Here is an 18,733-nt window from a genome sequence, read left to right as displayed (position 1 = left end):
TACCGACCTACTTCTCGACGACCCAGGACGGGGGCCTCTTCTCCAGAAAGGACATCATCCCCTCTCGGGCCTCGTCGGACGTAAACAACCTGGCCGATTGCTCGGCGACGGCCGTCCCGCGCTCGTCCATCTCGCGCCGGATCGCGGCCGTGGTGAGGCGCTTCGACTCGGCCAGGCCCTGCGGCGAACACTTCCGAAACATGATCATGTAGTCGGCCACCGCGGCCGCGGGAACGGCGTCGGCCACAGTGACCAGACCGATCGCCTCGGCCGTGGCACCGTCGAACGTCTCCCCGGTCAGGAAGTAGCGACTCGCCGCGCGGGAGGTCAGCCGCGGCAGCACGGCCACCGAGATGACCGATGCGGCCAGGCCCAGCCGAACCTCAGTCAACGCGAACGAACTCTCGGGTCCGGCGATCGCGACATCGCAGGCCGCGACGAGCCCCATCCCGCCTGCCCGCACATGTCCGTCGATGTGCACGACGACGGGTTTCGGGGTGTCGATGATCAACCGCATCAAGTCGAGCATCTGCCGGGTGCGCAGTTCCGGTGATGCGCCTGCTTCTCGCAGGTCGGCTCCGGCACAGAACGTGGTGCCGGTGTGGCCGAGCACGATCGTTCTGACGTCATCGTCGAGCGCCGCAGCGATGAGGCCCGCTGTCAGCTCCTCGACCAACACCGAGGACAGCGCGTTCCGGTTCTGCGGCGAATCCAACGTCAAATATGCTGTGCCGTTGCCCGACTCGGCCAGAACGGCCATCAGTAGCTTCTCGGCAGTCCGAGTGAGTGCTGGCTCACGAAGTTCAGGATCATCTCTCGACTCACCGGCGCGACGCGGGCGATGCGGGCGGCCCCGAGCATCGCAGCCAAGCCGTACTCACTGCTCAGGCCTGCACCACCGTGGGTCTGGATCGCCTGATCCAGCGCCTTGATACTGGCCTCGGCCGCAGCGTATTTCGCCATGTTCGCCGCCTCGGCAGCGCCGAAGTCGTCGCCGGAGTCGTAGAGCACCGCGGCCTTCTGCATCATCAGCTTGGCGAGTTCGAGTTCGATCTTGCACTGCGCCAAGGGATGCGCGAGACCCTGATGCGCTCCGATCGGCGTCTTCCAGACGGTGCGCTCGTTGGCGTACTTCACCGCTGCGTCGATGGCGTAGCGACCCATCCCGACTGCCATTGCGGCACCGAGAATGCGCTCGGGGTTCAGTCCCGCGAACAGCTGCATCAGGGCGGCGTCGGCCTCACCGACGAGCGCCTCGGCGGGGAGCCTGACGTCGTCGAGGAACAGCACGAACTGGTGATCGGGCTCGACGATGTCCATCTGCATCTGCGTCTTCTGCAGACCCGGAGCGTCCGTGGGCACGATGAACAGGGCAGGCTTGAGCTTGCCGGTCTTGGAATCCTCGGTGCGCGCAACGATCAACACGGCGTCGGCCTGGTCGACACCGGAGATGTAGATCTTGTTGCCCTTCAAGATCCATTCGTCACCGTCACGACGCGCCGTGGTGGTGATCTGGTGAGAGTTCGATCCGGCGTCGGGTTCGGTGATGCCGAAGACCATGATCTTGGACCCGTCGGCGAGAGCGGTGAGCCACTCCTGCTTCTGATCGGCCGTACCGTACTTGCCGATGATGGTGCCGCAGATGGCCGGGCTGACGACGACGAGCAGCAGACCGGCACCGTGCGCGGCCAACTCCTCCTGCACGAGCGCGAGTTCGTAGATGCCTGCGCCACCGCCGCCGTACTCCTCGGGCAGGTTGACGCCGAGGAAGCCGAGCTTGCCCGCCTCGTTCCACAGTTCGGTCAGCGGCTCACCCTTGCGCGCCTTCGGCAGCACGTAGTCGATGTAGTTGTAGCGCTTGCCCAGTGACGAGACTGCGTTGCGCAGTCCCTTCTGCTCTTCGGTCTCGATGAAACTCATGATTGCTCCGCTCCTTCTGATACCACGGCCAGAACTGCACCGACTTCGACTTGCTGACCTTCCACTACGTTCAATTCGGTGAGCACACCATCGGCAGGCGCGGTCACCGTGTGCTCCATCTTCATCGCCTCGAGCCACAGGATCGGCTGACCGGCGGTGACGGTATCGCCCTGCGCAGCAGCGATTCTGATGACACTGCCCGGCATCGGTGCGAGCAACGAACCAGCCGCGACCTCCTCGGTGGGGTCGGTGAACCGCGGGGCCTTGATCAACCTGACCGGCCCGAACGCGGAATCGACGAAGACGTCCGACCCGTAGCTGCTCACCTCGAAGATGCGACGGATTCCGTTGTCGTCGAGAGTCACCCGCGTCGGGGTGTGCTCTATCAGTTCGACGCCACCGAGTTCGACACCCTCCACCGAGGAGGTGAGTCCGCTGCGTCCGATCGAATATTCGACGGTGATGTCGTTGTATGTCTTGCGTTGCGGTTGCGACCGGAGATTGCGCCAGCCACCGGGCAATCCCCGGTTCACCCGCGCCTGCGCGGTGTTGTTCGCTGCGTCGGCCAAAGCAGCTGCGAGAGCCGACAGTTTCTGGGCGCGGCCGTGTGCGATCGGCTGAGCCAGGACATCGAGCCCGTGCGTGTCGAAGAACGCCGTGTCGGTATCCCCGGCCAGGAACGCCGGATGCCGCAGGGTGTTGACCAGTAGATCGCGGTTGGTCTTCAGTCCGTGAACGGTGGCCTTGTGCAACGCTTTCGCCAGCAGACTCGCGGCCTGATCCCGCGTCGGCGCGAACGAGATGACCTTCGCGAGCATCGGGTCGTAGTGAGTTCCCACCACACTGCCGGTCTCGACGCCTGAATCGACCCTGATTCCAGCCTTCGCGAGAACCTCGAACTGCGCACCGGGGATCTCGAATCGGTGCACGGCACCGCTCTGTGGCTGCCAGTCCTGGGCCGGATCCTCTGCGTAGAGGCGAACTTCGATGGAGTGTCCACGCGTCTTCGGCTGCTCGGCGGGCAACCGCTCCCCCGCGGCGACCCTGATCTGCAATGCCACCAGGTCGAGTCCCGTCGTGCACTCGGTGACCGGGTGCTCCACCTGCAGACGAGTGTTCATCTCGAGGAAGAAGAAGTTGCCCTTCTCGTCGGCGAGGAATTCGACGGTGCCCGCACCCTCGTAGCCGATGGCCTCGGTGGCCAGTGTCGCCGCATGGAAGAGCTTCTCGCGCATGCCGTCGATACGTTCGACGAGCGGGGACGGCGCCTCCTCGACGACCTTCTGATGCCTGCGTTGGATCGAGCACTCGCGCTCGCCCACCGTCCACACCGTACCGAATCTGTCTGCCATGACCTGCACTTCGATGTGTCGACCGGTCTCGATGTACCGCTCGACGAACACCGTTCCGTCGCCGAACGCCGAGAGCGCTTCGCGCCCAGCTGCTTCGAGCTCCGAATCCAGGTTCTCGAGGTTACGGACGATGCGCATGCCGCGCCCGCCGCCGCCCGCGGAGGCCTTGATCAGCACCGGAAGCTCGTTCTCGGTGACCGACTCGGGATCGAGCTGGGTCAGCACCGGCACCCCGGCGCCGGCCATCATCTTCTTGGACTCGACCTTCGAGCCCATCAGTTCGATGGCCTTGACGGGCGGCCCGATCCAGGTCAGGCCGGCGTTCTGCACCTGCTGAGCGAAATCGGCGTTCTCGGAGAGGAATCCGTATCCCGGATGCACGGCGTCGGCTCCGGCGGCCGCAGCTGCGGCGATGACGAGCTCGCCGCGCAGGTACGTCTCGGCCGAACTGTTGCCGGGTAGCCGCACTGCCTGGTCGGCCTCACGCACGTGCGGGGAGTTCGCGTCGGCGTCGGAGAACACCGCGACCGTGTCGATGCCTTCGGAGCGGCAGGTGGTGAAGACGCGTCGGGCGATTTCGCCGCGGTTGGCTACGAGAATGCTGCTGACAGGAGCGGAGCCTGCGTAGTGACCAGATAACACAGTCATGGCGTCACATCCGGAAGACACCGAAGTTGGCGGTGCCTTCGATCGGGGCGGTGGCGATGGCCGACAGGCACATTCCCACCACCGTGCGGGTATCACGGGGGTCGATGACGCCGTCGTCGTACAGGCGTCCAGAGAGGAACATCGGCATCGACTCGGCCTCGATCTGGCCTTCGATCATCGCGCGCATTCCGGCATCGGCTTCGGCATCGAAGGCTTGTCCGCGAGCTTCGGCGGCGGCGCGTCCGACGATGGAGATGACACCGGCGAGCTGCGCGCCGCCCATGACGGCGGATTTGCTGGACGGCCAGGCGAAGAGGAATCGCGGATCGAATGCGCGTCCGCACATGCCGTAGTGACCGGCTCCGTAGGACGCTCCGAGCAGAATGGAGATGTGCGGCACCGTGGAGTTGGACACGGCGTTGATCATCATCGAACCGTGCTTGATCATCCCGCCCTCCTCGTATTCCTTGCCGACCATGTAGCCGGTGGTGTTGTGCAGGAACAGAAGTGGGGTGTTCGACCGATTGGCGAGCTGGATGAATTGCGTCGCCTTCTGCGATTCCTCGCTGAAGAGCACACCGCGGGCGTTGGCCAGAATGCCGATCGGATATCCGTGCAGCTCGGCCCATCCGGTGACGAGCGATCCGCCGTACATGGGCTTGAACTCGTCGAAATCGGACCCGTCGACGATGCGGGCGATGACCTCGCGTGGGTCGAACGGGATCTTCAGATCGGTGGGGACGATGCCGAGCAGATCCTCGGGGTCGGCCAGTGGCTCGATGACCTCGACGCGAGGCTCGGGGCCCTTCTTCTTCCAGTTGAGCCGGGAGACGATACTGCGTCCGATCCGGATGGCGTCCTGCTCGTCGACGGCGAAGTAGTCTGCGAGACCGGACTTTCGGGCGTGCATCTCGGCCCCGCCGAGGGACTCGTCGTCGGAGTCCTCGCCGGTGGCCATCTTGACCAGTGGTGGGCCGGCGAGGAAGACCTTGGAACGTTCCTTGACCATGACGACGTGATCGGACATGCCGGGGATGTACGCGCCACCGGCGGTGGAGTTACCGAACACCAGGGCGATCGTGGGGATGCCCGCCGCCGAGAGCTGCGTCAGATCACGGAACATGCGACCGCCGGGGATGAACACCTCCTTCTGGGTCGGTAGATCGGCTCCACCGGATTCGACCAGGGAGATGACCGGAAGCCGGTTCTGCGTGGCGATGTCGTTGCCGCGGAACCCTTTCTTCAGCGTCCACGGGTTACTGGCTCCGCCGCGAACCGTGGGATCGTTGGCCACGATGAGGCATTCGACGCCGCACACGACGCCGATACCCATGACGGTGCTGGCCCCGACGGGAAAGTCGCTGCCCCAGGCCGCGAGTGGGCACAGTTCCAGAAATGCCGAGTCCTCGTCGATCAGCAACTCGATGCGTTCACGGGCGAGAAGCTTGCCACGCTTCTTGTGTCGCTCGACGTATTTCTGACCGCCACCGAGCAGAGCCTTCGAGTGCTCGGCGTCGATCTCGCCGAGTTTGGTGTTCATCGCCTTGACGCTTCCGGTGTACTGCTCCGAGGTGGTGTCGAGGGTGGACTTCAGCACGCTCATGCCTGGTACCCCAATCGTTTCGCTGCCAGTCCGGTGAGGATTTCGGTGGTGCCGCCGCCGATGCCGAGGATGCGCATATCGCGGTACTGCCTCTCGACCTCGCTCTCGCGCATGTAGCCGAGCCCGCCGAAGAGTTGCACCGCCTGATTGGCGACCCACTCTCCGGATTCGACGGCGGTGTTCTTCGCGAAGCAGACCTCGGCGATGAAGTCGTGCTTCTCCTGCATGGATCTCTCGACGAGGGATCGCGTGTAGACCCTCGCGATGTCGATCTTGCGAGCCATTTCGGTGACGGTGTTCTGTACGGATTGCCGTGCGATGAGCGGCTTTCCGAAGGTCTCGCGATCGCGGACCCACTGCAGAGTGAGATCGAGGCACCGCTGCGCGCTGGCGTAGGCCTGAGCGGCGAGGGCAATGCGCTCGGTGAGAAATGCCTGCGCGATCTGCGCGAAGCCGCTGTTCTCGGCACCGACGAGGTTGGCGACGGGGACGCGGGCGTCGACGAACGACAGCTCCGCGGTGTCCGATGCGCGCCAACCCATCTTGTCGAGCTTGCTCGTCACCTCGAACCCGGGTGTGCCCTTCTCGATGACGAGCAGGGAAACACCGCCTGCGCCTTCGCCTCCGGTGCGGACCGCAGTGACGACGAAGTCTGCTCGGCACCCCGAGGTGATGTACGTCTTGGATCCGTTGACGACGTAGTGGTCGCCGTCCCTGACCGCCTTCGTCCTGAGGTGGCCGACGTCGGAACCGCCACCCGGCTCGGTGATCGCCAGCGAGCCGATCTTCTCCCCCGCCAACGTGGGCTCGACCCACTTCTCGATCTGCTGCCGATCTCCGGCCGCAATCAAGTGCGGCAACGCAATTCCGCAGGTGAACAGAGATGCGAACAAGCCACCCGACGCGCCGGCCTGATGCATCTCCTCGCAGATCACGACCGCGTCGGCAAGATCACCGCCGCTGCCACCGACCTCCTCGGGAAAGCCGGCTCCGAGCAAACCGAGAGCCGCCGCCTTCTTGTGCAGATCACGAGGAATCTCGCCGTCGGCTTCCCACTGATTCATGTGCGGTGCAATGTCGTGTTCGACGAAGCTGCGTACGGTCTTTCGAAGCTGCTGACGCTCCGGCGTCGTCCATGTACTCATACGAGTTCTCCCTTGTACGCGAGTGTTTCCGGGATGTCGATGTGCCGCGACCGCAGCCACTCACCGAGCCCCTTGGCCTGTGGATCGAATCTGGCCTGCGAAGCAACGCCCTGGCCGAGGATGCCCTCGATGACGAAGTTCACGGCCCGCAGATTGGGCAGAACGTGCCGGGTGACGGTGAGGCGGCCGGCCTCGGGCAGCATCTGCTTGAGAGTCTCGACCGTCAATGCGTGTACCAGCCAGGCGAATTCGTCGTCGGTGCGGACCCAGACCCCCACGTTGGCGTTGCCGCCCTTGTCGCCGCTTCGGGCCGCGGTGATGGTTCCGAGTGGAAGCCTGATGGTCGCTTCGGCTGCTCTCGGTGCCGGCAGCGCTGGTTCTTCCACGGGCTCCAGTACCTGAGTCTGCTGCGACGGAGCTACGGCAGTTTCGGTCCCGTCGGCCAGGTGCGCGACGTGCGGTACCTCGGCTGCGTCGACGAATCCTGCCGTGAACACTCCGTACGGCGCACCGTTTCCGGGTGGCGCGGTCACCGAGAATCCGGGATAGCTGGCCAGTGCCAGTTCGATTGCTACCGCCGAGAACGTGCGTCCGACGACGTCGGGGTTCGCGTCGCGGACAACGCACCGCAGCAGAGCACTGGCCGTCTCCTCGGTCGCGGCGTCGGGCTTGTCGGTGCGTACCAGGGTCCAGTCCAGTTCGGTCGGCCGCGCAGTGAGCCAGGACTCGAATTGTCTCTGCGCCAGTTCGGCTTTGGCCTCGATGTCGAGCCCGGTGAGCACCATCGTGAATTCGTTGCGGAACCCGCCGAGCGAGTTGAGCGAGACCTTGTAGGTGGGCGGCGGAGCTTCGCCGGTCACGCCGGTGATGGACACCCGATCACTGGACTCCTGCGACAGGATCGCCGAGTCGATCCTCGCGGTGACGTCCGGGTTCGCGTAACGCCCGCCGGTGATTTCGTACAGCAGCTGAGCGGTCACGGTGCCGACGCTCACGGCACCGCCGGTGCCCTCGTGCTTGGTGATGACGGACGAACCGTCGGACTCGATCTCGGCGATGGGGAATCCGGGACGAGACATGTCTGCGATTTCGGTGAAGAAAGAGTAGTTGCCACCCGTCGCCTGCGTTCCGCATTCGATGACATGTCCGGCGATCACAGCCCCGGCCAACGCGTCGTAATCGGTTGGAGTCCAACCGAAATGGGCCGCTGCAGGCCCGACGATGACACTGGCGTCGGTGACGCGACCGGTGACCACGACGTCTGCCCCGGAGTTCAGGCAGTCCACGATGCCCCATGCGCCGAGGTAGGCATTTGCGGTCAGCGGGTTACCCAGGCCGAGTTCGGCCGCTCGGCCGAGGAGGTCGTCGCCGTCGACGTAGGCGATCTTCGCGCCGGAGTCCAGCTTCTCCAATGCCTCGGCCAGGCCTCGGGGATTGAGTCCGCCTGCGTTGGCGACGATCTTGACACCCTTGTCCAGTGCCAACCCCAGGCAATCCTCGGCCTGCCGCAGAAAGGTCTTGGCGTAGCCACGGGTCGCGTCCTTCATACGATCACGGCCGAGAATGAGCATCGTCAGCTCGGCCAGGTAATCGCCCGTGACGTAATCGAGTTCGCCGCCCTCGAGCATCTCGCGCATCGCAGACAGCCGGTCTCCGTAGAAGCCGGAGCAATTGCCGATTCGTACGGTCATGCTTGCTCTCGTCCTGACTGTGTCCGTCCGACCCCGGGAGGGCCTGCGAAGGCTTGGGCGATGGTGAGCCAGTGCGCGGCGTCGGTTCCCTCGGCATGGATACCGAGGTCGTCGCGGTGAGCGCGCTGGGTGACGAGAAGGCAGAAGTCGAGCGCCGGACCACTCACACGTTGGGCGGCGTTCTCGTGGCCCCAGGTCCAGAGCTCCCCCGACGGCGCGGTGAGCTCGACGCGAAACGGTTCGGTGGGCGGAGCCTGCTGGTTGACCGCGTAGGCGAAATCCCTTGTGCGGACGCCGATGTGCGCGACACCGCGGATTCGGTCGGTGGGAACGCGGGTGACGCCCACGGCGTCGGCGACATCCTGACCGTGGGCCCAGGTCTCCATAAGACGCGCTGTGGCCATGGACGCCGCACTCATCGGGGGTCCGAACCAGTCGATCTTGGTCCCCGACGGCACCTGCATCAGCGCGTCAGTCATGGCGGTGCGTCGGGTTCGCCATTCACTCAGGAGGTTCGGGTTGCGAGATTCTTCCTCGGCGGCCTCGTCGACGAAGCCGGTGGGGTTCTCCCATGCCTTCTTCAGAGTGAGAGCGAACTCCTCCTTGGCCTCGATATCGCCGGATGCGCCGGACGTGGTCCGCTCCGCGACGTGATCGGTCCAGGAAAGATGCGCGATCTGGTGTGCGACGTTCCAGCCCGCGGCCGGTGTCGGTGCCGCCCATCGCTCCGGGGTCAACTCGGCCACGAGTGCATCGAGGTCGTTGCCCTCGGCGCGGAGGTCGTCGACGAGAAGGTCGAGGTCTGCCATGAGCCCAGCTTCACAGGAGGTCCTGAAAAAAGCAAGCACGCTTGCTTGTTAATTCGTAACCTTGTGTTCGCTTGCCGTCTCTACGGTGACGAGCGTGAGAATGTCGAGACTCGTGGCCGTCACCGTTACCCTCGCCGTCATGGCCGCCGGATGCTCTTCCACGGACTCCGCCACGGATGCACCGTCGAGCATCCGGGTGGCGACGTTCAATGCCAGCCTCAATCGGCCCGCGGCCGGGCAGCTGGTGACCGATCTTTCCGGCGAGAACGCGCAGGCGCGCGCGGTCGCCGATGTGATCGCCGCGAACTCACCGGATGTGTTGCTGGTCAACGAATTCGACTATTCGGGCCAGGATGCGGTGGCTCTGTTCAACGACAATTACCTCGATGGGCAGTATCCGTACTCCTTCACTGCGCCGGTGAATACGGGTGTCGATTCTGGACTCGACCTGGACCGAGACGGCGAACTCGGCGGACCGGGCGATGCCTGGGGGTTCGGTCAGTTCCCAGGTCAGTACGGGATGGTCGTGTACTCGAAGTTTCCGATCGCGACCGATTCGGTACGCACGTTCCAGAATTTTCTGTGGAAGGACATGCCGGATTCGCTGTTGCCACGCGACTACTACGGTGACGTGTCCGACCAGCTTCGACTGTCCAGCAAATCGCATTGGGACGTGCCGATCGATGTGAACGGCAAGACGCTGCACGTGCTTGCGTCGCACCCCACTCCCCCGTCCTTCGACGGACCCGAGGACCGCAACGGCAAGCGCAACCACGACGAGATCAGGCTCAGTGCCGACTACATCTCGGGTGCGGACTACCTCTACGACGACAACGGTGTGCGCGGCGGACTCGAGGACGGAGCGTCGTTCGTCATGCTGGGCGATCAGAACAGCGATCCGGTCGACGGAGATTCGGTTGCCGGTGCCATCGCGCAGGTCCTGGACCTTCCGCGGGTTCAGGATCCTGCACCCAAGTCGACCGAACATGGCACGGACACAGCAGATTTCACTGACCCGACGCCGGGCGATCTGCGCGTGGACTACGTGTTGCCCTCGGACGATCTGACCGTGCTCGATTCGCAGGTCTACTGGCCGAATCAGCCCGAGCATCCCTCGGACCACCGACTGGTGTGGGCCGACCTCGAAATATGATGTGTGCGTGACCGATCTACCGATTGTCGAATTCGCGTACCCCGGCCCCCTGAGGGACGCCCTGGTCGCGGCCGTTCTTTCCGGCGAGAAGACCAGCACAGCAAGCCTGTTGGCGCAGTATGCCGACGAGGAGCTGCCGAAGGTCGGCGAACGCGGCGTGGTGGTGGATTCGGCGGGTGTCGTGGTCGGAGTCATCGAGACCACGGGTGTCGATATCGTTGCGCTACGTGACGTTTCACTGCAACACGCGCTCGACGAGGGTGAGGGCTACGCCGACGTCGCGCAGTGGCGGGCCGGGCACGAAAAATTCTGGCATTCGACCGAGGTCCGCCAGGAACTGGGCGATCCACACTCCACCGTGAACGACGACACCCAGGTGGTGCTGGAGCGGTTCATACTCGTGTGAACTCACTGCCAGCTGACCGACTCGGGATGGATGCGGGACGGATGCCATGCGCGTTGGCATTGGCGTCGGGAATCCGTAGGGCGCTCACCGCAAGGGCGGGGTAGTTCTCGTTTCATGTCCACCATCGCGTGCCCTGACGCGGCGTCAGGGTCAATACATCGTGTCGGTGGGTAGGTGTATAGGCGCTTGCACGTCGATTCCGTTTCGCCGCAATACTATTGGTGTTGACGGACGCCCCCTGCCCCGGTACCATCGAACACACGTTCTACTCTTGTTGGACCATCTGCCGGGGGGGCGATGACACAGTGACCACATCGATGCGCAGTCGGTTCGCGGCCTATCTCGGGCCACAATCGAAGCCGTACATCGACAGCGCAGTGCTGGGCGAGATCCGCGACGTCGCGATTCTGGAGAATCAGGCGTGCGCTCGCAAGGTCGCTCTGGCCGCCACCATCTGGGACACGTGCATTCATCAGAACGTGCTCGTCGGTGATGTCATTCATGACGCGGGCAACTATGCGGCTTCCGAAATTGCGCACGTTCTGGGTTGCTCGAAGACCGTTGCGAACACATATGCCGAGGTCGGAATGGACCTTCGGCTTCGGCTTCCTGCCATCGCGGCCGCGTTCGAGGCCGGCGAACTCGATCTGCCTCGCGTCCGCGCGATATACCGCTGCACCCACAATCTGACGCAGGACGCGGCGACGGCCGTCCAAGGGGAGGTTCTGCACGCTGCCCGACGTCTGTCACCGGGTCCGCTGGCGACGGAAATCTGGTCGATCATGTACCGCATCGCGCCCGAGCAGGCTGCCGCTCTACGCAGGGACTTGGAACGGCACACCAACGTCACATACACCGACAAAGATGTGCTGTCGACGCTGAAGGCCGATCTCACCGCAGCCGACGCCGCAGCTGCCTGGCAACTCATCAACGAGATGGCCGCCACCGTCTGTCGACGAGATTCGCGTAGCCGAGGACAGAAACGCGCAGCCGCGTATGTTGCTCTGCTGCATCAGGAGTCGTCGATGTCATGCATGTGCGAACCCGATGACGACAATCCGTGCACGGCCGATACCGCACGCCCAGATCGGCGTGCGCCGCTGACGGTGATCACGGTCGACCTCGCTACGCTCGCCGGTCTGCTGTCCAATCCTGCTCACGTGTCCGGGCACGGCACCATCGATGCCGAGTACGCCCGGGAACTTGCCGACAACGCGCATTGGCAGATCCTCCTCACCGAAGCCCGCAATCTGGCGGAGAAGTTCGGTTACGGCGAAGACCTGGAATCACTCATCGACCTCGACCTCAACACCGAGAACGACCTCGCGCCAGAGAATGGCGCAGACACCGATGACAAGGGTGCCGAAAGCAGGGCCGACAGCGGCAGCAGTAGGACGAACCACCGCGGATCGAGAGGTGACCAGAAGAAGTCCAGAGGATCGAAGGTACGTAAGACGAGAAACAGCAGGTCCGAGGGCAGTAGCTCCGAGGGCAGCAGGTCGCATGTGGTGTTTCATCCTCTGGGGCGCGGTCGCTGTCGCGTCGGCGGTTCTGTACCTCGGCCCCCGACGTCCGCACAACCACCGCGAAGCACCTGTGTCGCCACGCCGTATCGCGGTGCCTACACCTTCGTGGCCGAACTCGAAGCGGCCATCACCGTAGATCCCGCTCTCGGGCTCGCGCTCCATCCGGACGGGCACGGCGGTCTCGTGCAGCCGCCACCCGGAGCGCTCGCCTATCGGCCCACTACTGCACTTGCAGAACGTATTCGATATCGCGATCGCACCTGCCGACATCCGGGCTGCGACGTCCCGGCCCAGCAGTGCGAGATCGACCACATCGTCCCGTACTTCCATCACAACCCGTCGACGGGAGGCTGGACCATCGACACCAACCTGCACTGCCTGTGCCGCTACCACCACAGCCTCAAGACCATGGGCCTGTGGACTCCTGTCATGCTTGCCGATGGTGTCGAGTTCTGGATCTCGAACGCCGGCACCACCGCAGTCACCGTTCCCGGCACGACGCAACTCGCGGACTTCAGCCACCTGCCGAAGATCCACCCGAAACCGAGAGGGACAGAGCTTCAGCGCGATTCGTCGACTCCGAGGCCGGCGGAACCACAACCGACCCCGATACCCGCCTCGGCACCCGAGGACGAGCCACCGCCCTTCTGACCCGACCGGGGAGCGCACACAGATGTTCCACCGCAGTCGAAGTGTCTGCGGCGGAACAACTGTGCCTGTTCGATCCGCGGGCGTCAGCCTGCGTAGGTACTCAGGTCGTACACGGTCGCGCCGCCGACCGTGGTGGCCGTGAAGTTCGCCTCGACCCATTCCTGGATCTGTGAGGACGTGCTCGTGGAATCGCCGCCCATGCCCCCACCACCCATACCGCCACCCGACACGTAATACGCCACTTCGTGGTTGGAGACGTATTGGATGAACTCGTCGAGCGAAGGCGCAGGATCACCGCTCCAACCGCCGATTGCCATCACCGCCGTATCGGAGGCCAACTCGTACCCCGCGGCCGACTGCGAACCGTTCACCGCAGCAGACCACCGAGTGGTCGTGGACTCGAGCAGAGTAGTCAACTCCTCGTTGGACTGATCCCCGCCACCGCCACCGCCGGCGGTGGAATCACCGGCCGCGTCACCGGCCGCGGCAGCAGTGCCGAAGCCGGCCGGAACACTGGCCGCGTCGGTAGCCGAGCCAGCAGCAGCCGTGCCATCTGCCGCCGTACCGTCTGCCGCTGCCCCGTCTGCCGCTGCCCCGTCCGGTGCTGCGCCACTGGGCATATCACCGCTGGGCATATCACCGCTGGGCATTCCACCGCCTCGCGTGCCGCCACCGCCGCCGCCACCCATTCCGCCGTCGGCGACCGCACCGGTCGGGCCTGCGGTGGGGATGGATCCACTGTGCGCGTTGGTCGTCGTGGCAATGGCATACGACGCACCGCCGCCCAGTCCTGCGACCGCTCCGAGGATCAGCGCAACCGCTGCGAGCTTCTTGTATCGCCCGGCCAGCAAGATCAGCACCGCAGCAACGACGGTTCCAACCAACAGGATCCATTTCAACGCCGGCAGCCAGTCCGCGTTACGGTGCAACAGCACCCAACTCCAGGTCCCGGCCGCGATCATCATCGACGCCATACCGGCTCTGCCCCAGATGGAATCGCGTCTAAGCCACAACGCGTAGCCGCCGGTACCGATCATGCCTGCGATAGCCGGAGCCAGCGCTACGGTGTAGTACGGGTGGATGGTTCCGGACATGTAGCTGAAGATCAGCGCCGTCACCAGGAACCAGCCACCCCACAGAATCAACGACGCACGCAGCAGATCGGTGCGCGGCGCTCGGCCACGTGCAATCAACCCGAAGACCAACGCCACCAGCGCAGCCGGGATGAGCCACGAGATCTGAATTCCCATCTCGCTGCCGAACAATCGATCCAGACCGGTAGACCCACCGAAGCTCGATCCCGCTGCGCCGGAGTTCATCCCACCGCCGCCGCCACCGCCGCCACCAACGCCGCCACCGCTGTTGCCGAATATGCGACCCAGTCCGTTGTAACCCAACACCAGATCCATCACGGTGTTGTCGGTGGAGCCGCCGATGTACGGTCGAGCGCTCTCGGGCCACAACTGAACCGTCACCACCCACCAACCGGCTGCCGCGACCAACGCCGCGAAGGCCCCGATCAGGTGCAGCAGCCTGAACCGTAACTGCGCTTGTCCCGCAACGAGATACGTCAAACCGAACGCCGGCAGCACCAGCAGTCCCTGCAGCATCTTCGTCAGGAACGCGAACCCGAGCGCCACACCGGCCAATGCCAGCCACATCGCGGCCCGTCGTCCGGCTGATGTCTGCAGAGACCGCACGACGAAGTAACCGCCGAGCGTCATGAGGAGAACCAGCAGCGCGTCGGGGTTGTCGAAGTCGAACATCAAAGCGGCCGCCGGAACCGACGCAAGCGTGAAGCCCGCCAACAGGCCGGCGGTGGGATTCGCGACTCGTTTGACCGCGGCGTACACCGTGGCCACCGAGGCGACGCCCATCAACGCCTGCGGAAGAAGCAGACTGAAGCTGGAGAACCCGAAGAGGCGGGCCGAAAGCCCCATCACCCACAGCGAGGCCGGCGGCTTGTCCACGGTGATGAAGTTCTCGGAGTCGAGCGAACCGAAGAACCATGCCGTCCAGTCCTTTGAACCGGCCTGCACCGCAGCTGCGTAGAAGGTGTTCGCGTAACCACTTGCCGTCAGATTCCACAGATACAGCGTCGCTGTGGCCGCGAGAAGAACCAGCAGCCCGAGCAGGCGGCGGCGGCGATACCACCACCGGTCCTGCCAGGACGCCTGGCGCGCGTGCGACGGAGGCATCGCAGCCGGTCGGTCGAGTTGGGCAGTCATCGCAGATCCTGTTCGTAGAAGTTGTCGACTACGAGAATGTGCGATGGACCGTCGGCCGGGCTGGGAGCAGCCTGCGAAGTTGCTGTGAGCGCCGGTGCGTCACGCCCGCCGAATCGGAGCGAAAGTCTGCGCTGCGTCCCGAGTGAAGTCGATCAGGATCTCGTTGCACAGCACAGGCTTCTCGACCAGTAGCCCATGGGACGTGCCCGGCACGATCGACAGTTCGGCCAGCATCTCGGGCGTCAGCGCAGCGCAACCAGCAGGGCCACCACACAGCCGTTACTACACAGCCGTCGCTGCACCCCGCCAGCTTCGTGGGTCCGCCGATCACCTGCTGTACGAACGCAGTGGTGTCGGTGGCCATGTCCGCGAACGTCAGTTCTGTGGACAACCCGGGCCACTCGACATCGGGCGTGCCACGTCCGCACCGGACCGAGCTGTACCCAGTTCCCAGAACTCAGGCATCAGCATTCACAGGATCAAAGCAGACCCGTACCCGCCTCGTTCGCCTTCTCTTCGTCTCGTTCCTGCTGCGCAGCGGCCAGACCCGACATCGTCCGCAGCGGCACCTCCTTCAGGAAGAGCACCAGCACGAATCCGAGGACCATCAGGATCGACACGGCCAGGAACACGTAGTCCATGGCGTCGGAGAACCCGATGCGGAACGGCTCGGCGAGAGCTGGTCCGAGCTTCTGGATGAACGAGCTGTCCTGTAGTGCACTGCCTGCGACGGAGGCGTCACCCGAGGCGATTGCCTGGGCGAAACCGGATTCGAGCGGATCAGAACTGGTTGCGGCGCTTTGTACTGCCTGCTGGAACGCCGGGGTCGAACTCGCGGCAACCAACGCGTCACCCGTCTTCGGGGTCAGTTGGGTGAACAGCATCGACAGGAAGACGGCAACACCCACCGTCGCACCGATCTGGCGGAAGAACGTTGCGGCAGAGGTGGATACACCCATGTCCTTGGGCGGCATCGCATTCTGGATCGCCAGGGTCAGCGGCTGCATCATCGAACCGAGCCCGAGGCCGAACACACCCATGACGACCATCGTCTGCCACAGCGGTGTATCGGCGTGCACGTAGTGGAAGACGAACATCGCGATGGCCATCAATGCTGTACCGACGATCGGAAATATCTTGTAACGCCCCGTCTTCGAGATCATGCGACCCGAGACGATCGACGCGACCATCAGGGCCCCGACGAGGGGCAGAGTCTGGTAGCCGGCCAGCGTCGGCGAGGATCCCTTGACCACCTGCAGATACTGCGGCAGCAGCGAGATGCCGCCGAACATCGCCGCACCGGCGATGACGCTGACAGCAATACACAACGAGAACAGCGGGTTTCGGAAGAATCGCATCGGGATCAGGGCGTCGTCGCCCATCTTGATCTCGGCGAGTACGAACGCGATGACACCGACGATGCCGATTCCGAAGCACATCAGGGCTCGCGGCGAGCTCCATCCCCACACGCGACCCTGCTCAGCGATGATGAGCAGCGGCACCAGGCCGACGCTGAGAAGCACTGCGCCCCACCAGTCGACGCGTGCCTCGCGGCGGTACACCGGCAGATTCAGCACTCGCCACACCACCACGAGCGCGATGATGCCGAGCGGGACGTTGATGTAGAAGACCCAACGCCAGCCGGTGATTCCGAGGATCGACGACTGCCCGGCGAGCAGTCCACCGACGACCGGCCCGAGCACGCTGGACGTGCCGAACACGGCCAGGAAGTAGCCCTGGTACTTGGCACGTTCGCGCGGCGGCACGATATCGCCGATGATGGCCAGCGCCATCGACATCAGACCGCCCGCACCCAGACCTTGGATGGCGCGGAAAGCGGCGAGCTCGTACATCGACGTCGCGATGCCGCACAGCATCGATCCGACGACGAAGATCGAGATGGCCGTCATGAAGAACGGCTTGCGCCCGTACAGGTCGGACAGCTTGCCGTACAACGGCGTCGAGACCGTCGAGGTGATGAGGTACGCCGTCGTCACCCAGGCCAGAACCGAGAACCCGTTGAGGTCGTCGGCGATGGTCCGGACGGACGTCGAGACGATGGTCTGGTCGAGGGCCGCGAGGAACATGCCCATCATCAGGCCCGACAGGATCGTCATGATCTCGCGATGCGAATACTCGCCGGTCGCGGGCTTCACTTCAGGCTCGGTTACCATCTTTTGGATTCACCTTTACATAGCATTTACTTGTGTCCTACAACGATATTCGGGACACCAGCATGCGCGCAGAACGCCGTCTGTGCAACGAAATATCGCAGGTGGTTTATTTGCGGCGAATCCGGTCCCGCACCTCACGCATCGTGTGCGGGTGAATACCCTCGGCAGCGAGCACCCTCCGAGTCTTGCGCCGCGTCAACAGAACCCCGGTGATCGCGACGACCCACACCGGGAACTGAGCGAGCAACGCCACCCGGAAACCGTCGAACGTGTACCCGCCCATCGCGTCGAGAATCCATCCGATCGCTGCGATCACCAACAGCGAAGCCAGAAAGCCGCCGATGTTCACCATCCCCTGCGCCGTCCCCAGATTGGCGCTCGGATTGAACGTGCGGGCGTAATCGAACCCGATCACCGAACCCGGGCCACCCACCGAGATCACCACGACGAGGAGCACCAGCAACCACAGCGGCGCAGGCCCGGGCAGCGCCAACACGATCGCCCACATCGTCGCGTTGCTGACCATGATTGCCAGGACCAGCCACGACCGTCGCATCGGGTAGCGCCCGGTGAGAAGACCCACCACGATGCCCGACGCCACCGCGGCCAGCACCGAGACCGTCAGCAACGCTCCGGCCGTCGACGCCGACAGGCCCTGCGCAGACGTCAGATACGGCACACCCCAGAGCAAGGCGAACACCGTGATCGAGAACTGGGTGCCCATGTGCGAGAAGAAGCCGAGCCGGGTGCCGGGTCGTCGCCACACCTCCGCGATGGAGGCGAGGGTCTGTCGCAGCGTGGTCCGCTCGAACACGGGGGCAGCTCCGTCGTCGGGGCGATCCCTGACGAGCGCGAGAACCAGTACGAGTGCAAGGAGCCCGAGCGCCGCTGCGCTGCCGAACGCGAACGTCCAACCGGGTCCGTTCAACAGAATCAGGAACGGGACCGCCGAGAGCACCTGGCCGAGCTGGCCGAGCAGACCGGTCAGCTGCGAGACGATCGGTACTCGCCGCGGCGTGAACCAGCGCGGCACCAACCGCAGCACCGAGATGAAGGTGAGTGCATCACCCACACCGACGAACGCCCGCGCAGCTACCGCGATGGGGAGCGATTCCGTGAGCGCCAGCGTGATCTGAGCCGTTGCCATGATCAGTGCGCCCGCGGCGATCATCTTCCGCGAACCGATGCGATCCAGCAGCACCCCGGCGGGGATCTGCATCCCCGCGTAGACGACGACCTGCAGCACCACGAACGACGACAGCAGCGACGGAGACACCGAGAACCGATCGGCCGCACTCAGGCCGGCGACGCCGAAGGACGTCCGATGCAGCACGCCGATGATGTAAGCGAAGACACCGATGCCCCACACCACCCAGACTGTCTTGCCAGTACTCACCGGACGATTGTGTCAACCACGCTGTGAAATG

At 64.4% G+C, this 18,733-nt stretch carries 14 protein-coding genes; 3 read left to right on the top strand and 11 right to left on the bottom strand.

Going from position 1 to position 18,733, the window contains the following annotated elements:
- Window positions 1–7 precede the first annotated feature (7 nt).
- The 7 genes from R4P57_RS09400 to R4P57_RS09370 are packed head-to-tail and all read right to left on the bottom strand — an operon-like array spanning window position 8 to window position 9,168.
- Complete coding sequence (locus R4P57_RS09400) at window positions 8–760, bottom strand: enoyl-CoA hydratase family protein (RefSeq protein WP_317802568.1); 753 nt, start codon at window positions 758–760, stop codon at window positions 8–10.
- Window positions 760–1,920 (bottom strand): acyl-CoA dehydrogenase family protein, encoded by a 1,161-nt coding sequence (locus R4P57_RS09395; RefSeq protein WP_317802567.1) that lies wholly within the window; start codon window positions 1,918–1,920, stop codon window positions 760–762. The genes R4P57_RS09400 and R4P57_RS09395 overlap by 1 nt, the downstream gene beginning before the upstream one ends.
- A complete protein-coding gene (locus tag R4P57_RS09390) occupies window positions 1,917–3,920 on the bottom strand; it encodes an acetyl/propionyl/methylcrotonyl-CoA carboxylase subunit alpha (RefSeq protein WP_317802566.1) in 2,004 nt (667 codons plus the stop codon). The genes R4P57_RS09395 and R4P57_RS09390 overlap by 4 nt, the downstream gene beginning before the upstream one ends.
- Before the next feature lie 4 nt (window positions 3,921–3,924).
- Window positions 3,925–5,523, bottom strand: coding sequence for an acyl-CoA carboxylase subunit beta (locus R4P57_RS09385; protein ID WP_317802565.1), 1,599 nt, complete (start codon window positions 5,521–5,523; stop codon window positions 3,925–3,927).
- Window positions 5,520–6,668 (bottom strand): acyl-CoA dehydrogenase family protein, encoded by a 1,149-nt coding sequence (locus R4P57_RS09380; RefSeq protein WP_317802564.1) that lies wholly within the window; start codon window positions 6,666–6,668, stop codon window positions 5,520–5,522. The genes R4P57_RS09385 and R4P57_RS09380 overlap by 4 nt, the downstream gene beginning before the upstream one ends.
- Window positions 6,665–8,359, bottom strand: a complete 1,695-nt coding sequence (locus tag R4P57_RS09375; RefSeq protein ID WP_317802563.1) for an acyclic terpene utilization AtuA family protein — start codon at window positions 8,357–8,359, stop codon at window positions 6,665–6,667. Before R4P57_RS09375 ends, R4P57_RS09380 begins: the two co-directional genes overlap by 4 nt.
- Window positions 8,356–9,168 carry a TIGR03084 family metal-binding protein gene (locus R4P57_RS09370; RefSeq protein WP_317802562.1) on the bottom strand — a complete coding sequence of 271 codons (813 nt, stop codon included), beginning with the start codon at window positions 9,166–9,168 and terminating at the stop codon, window positions 8,356–8,358. Before R4P57_RS09370 ends, R4P57_RS09375 begins: the two co-directional genes overlap by 4 nt.
- Before the next feature lie 100 nt (window positions 9,169–9,268).
- Here R4P57_RS09370 and R4P57_RS09365 point away from each other — a divergent pair, with 100 nt between their 5' ends.
- From R4P57_RS09365 to R4P57_RS09355, 3 genes are all read left to right on the top strand, one after another.
- Window positions 9,269–10,321, top strand: coding sequence for an endonuclease/exonuclease/phosphatase family protein (locus R4P57_RS09365; RefSeq protein WP_317802799.1), 1,053 nt, complete (start codon window positions 9,269–9,271; stop codon window positions 10,319–10,321).
- A gap of 7 nt (window positions 10,322–10,328) precedes the next feature.
- Window positions 10,329–10,727: an ASCH domain-containing protein gene (locus tag R4P57_RS09360; protein WP_317802561.1), complete on the top strand. Its 399-nt coding sequence runs from the start codon at window positions 10,329–10,331 to the stop codon at window positions 10,725–10,727.
- Window positions 10,728–11,032: 305 nt separating this feature from the next.
- On the top strand, window positions 11,033–12,904 hold the full coding sequence (locus R4P57_RS09355; protein WP_317802560.1) for an HNH endonuclease signature motif containing protein: 1,872 nt from the start codon (window positions 11,033–11,035) through the stop codon (window positions 12,902–12,904).
- Between the two features lie 83 nt (window positions 12,905–12,987).
- Here the strand turns inward: R4P57_RS09355 and R4P57_RS09350 are convergent, their stop codons facing one another.
- From R4P57_RS09350 to R4P57_RS09335, 4 genes are all read right to left on the bottom strand, one after another.
- Window positions 12,988–15,132, bottom strand: coding sequence for an ArnT family glycosyltransferase (locus R4P57_RS09350; RefSeq protein WP_317802559.1), 2,145 nt, complete (start codon window positions 15,130–15,132; stop codon window positions 12,988–12,990).
- Between the two features lie 99 nt (window positions 15,133–15,231).
- Window positions 15,232–15,366, bottom strand: coding sequence for a hypothetical protein (locus R4P57_RS09345; protein WP_317802558.1), 135 nt, complete (start codon window positions 15,364–15,366; stop codon window positions 15,232–15,234).
- A 245-nt stretch (window positions 15,367–15,611) separates the two neighbouring features.
- Complete coding sequence (locus tag R4P57_RS09340; RefSeq protein ID WP_317802557.1) at window positions 15,612–17,306, bottom strand: MDR family MFS transporter; 1,695 nt, start codon at window positions 17,304–17,306, stop codon at window positions 15,612–15,614.
- A gap of 106 nt (window positions 17,307–17,412) precedes the next feature.
- A complete protein-coding gene (locus R4P57_RS09335; protein ID WP_317802556.1) occupies window positions 17,413–18,702 on the bottom strand; it encodes an MFS transporter in 1,290 nt (429 codons plus the stop codon).
- Window positions 18,703–18,733: the final 31 nt, after the last annotated feature.

Source organism: Rhodococcus sp. IEGM 1330 (genome assembly GCF_033142445.1).
Taxonomy (GTDB): Bacteria; Actinomycetota; Actinomycetes; order Mycobacteriales; family Mycobacteriaceae; genus Rhodococcoides.
This window is presented reverse-complemented; position numbering and strand designations above follow the sequence as displayed.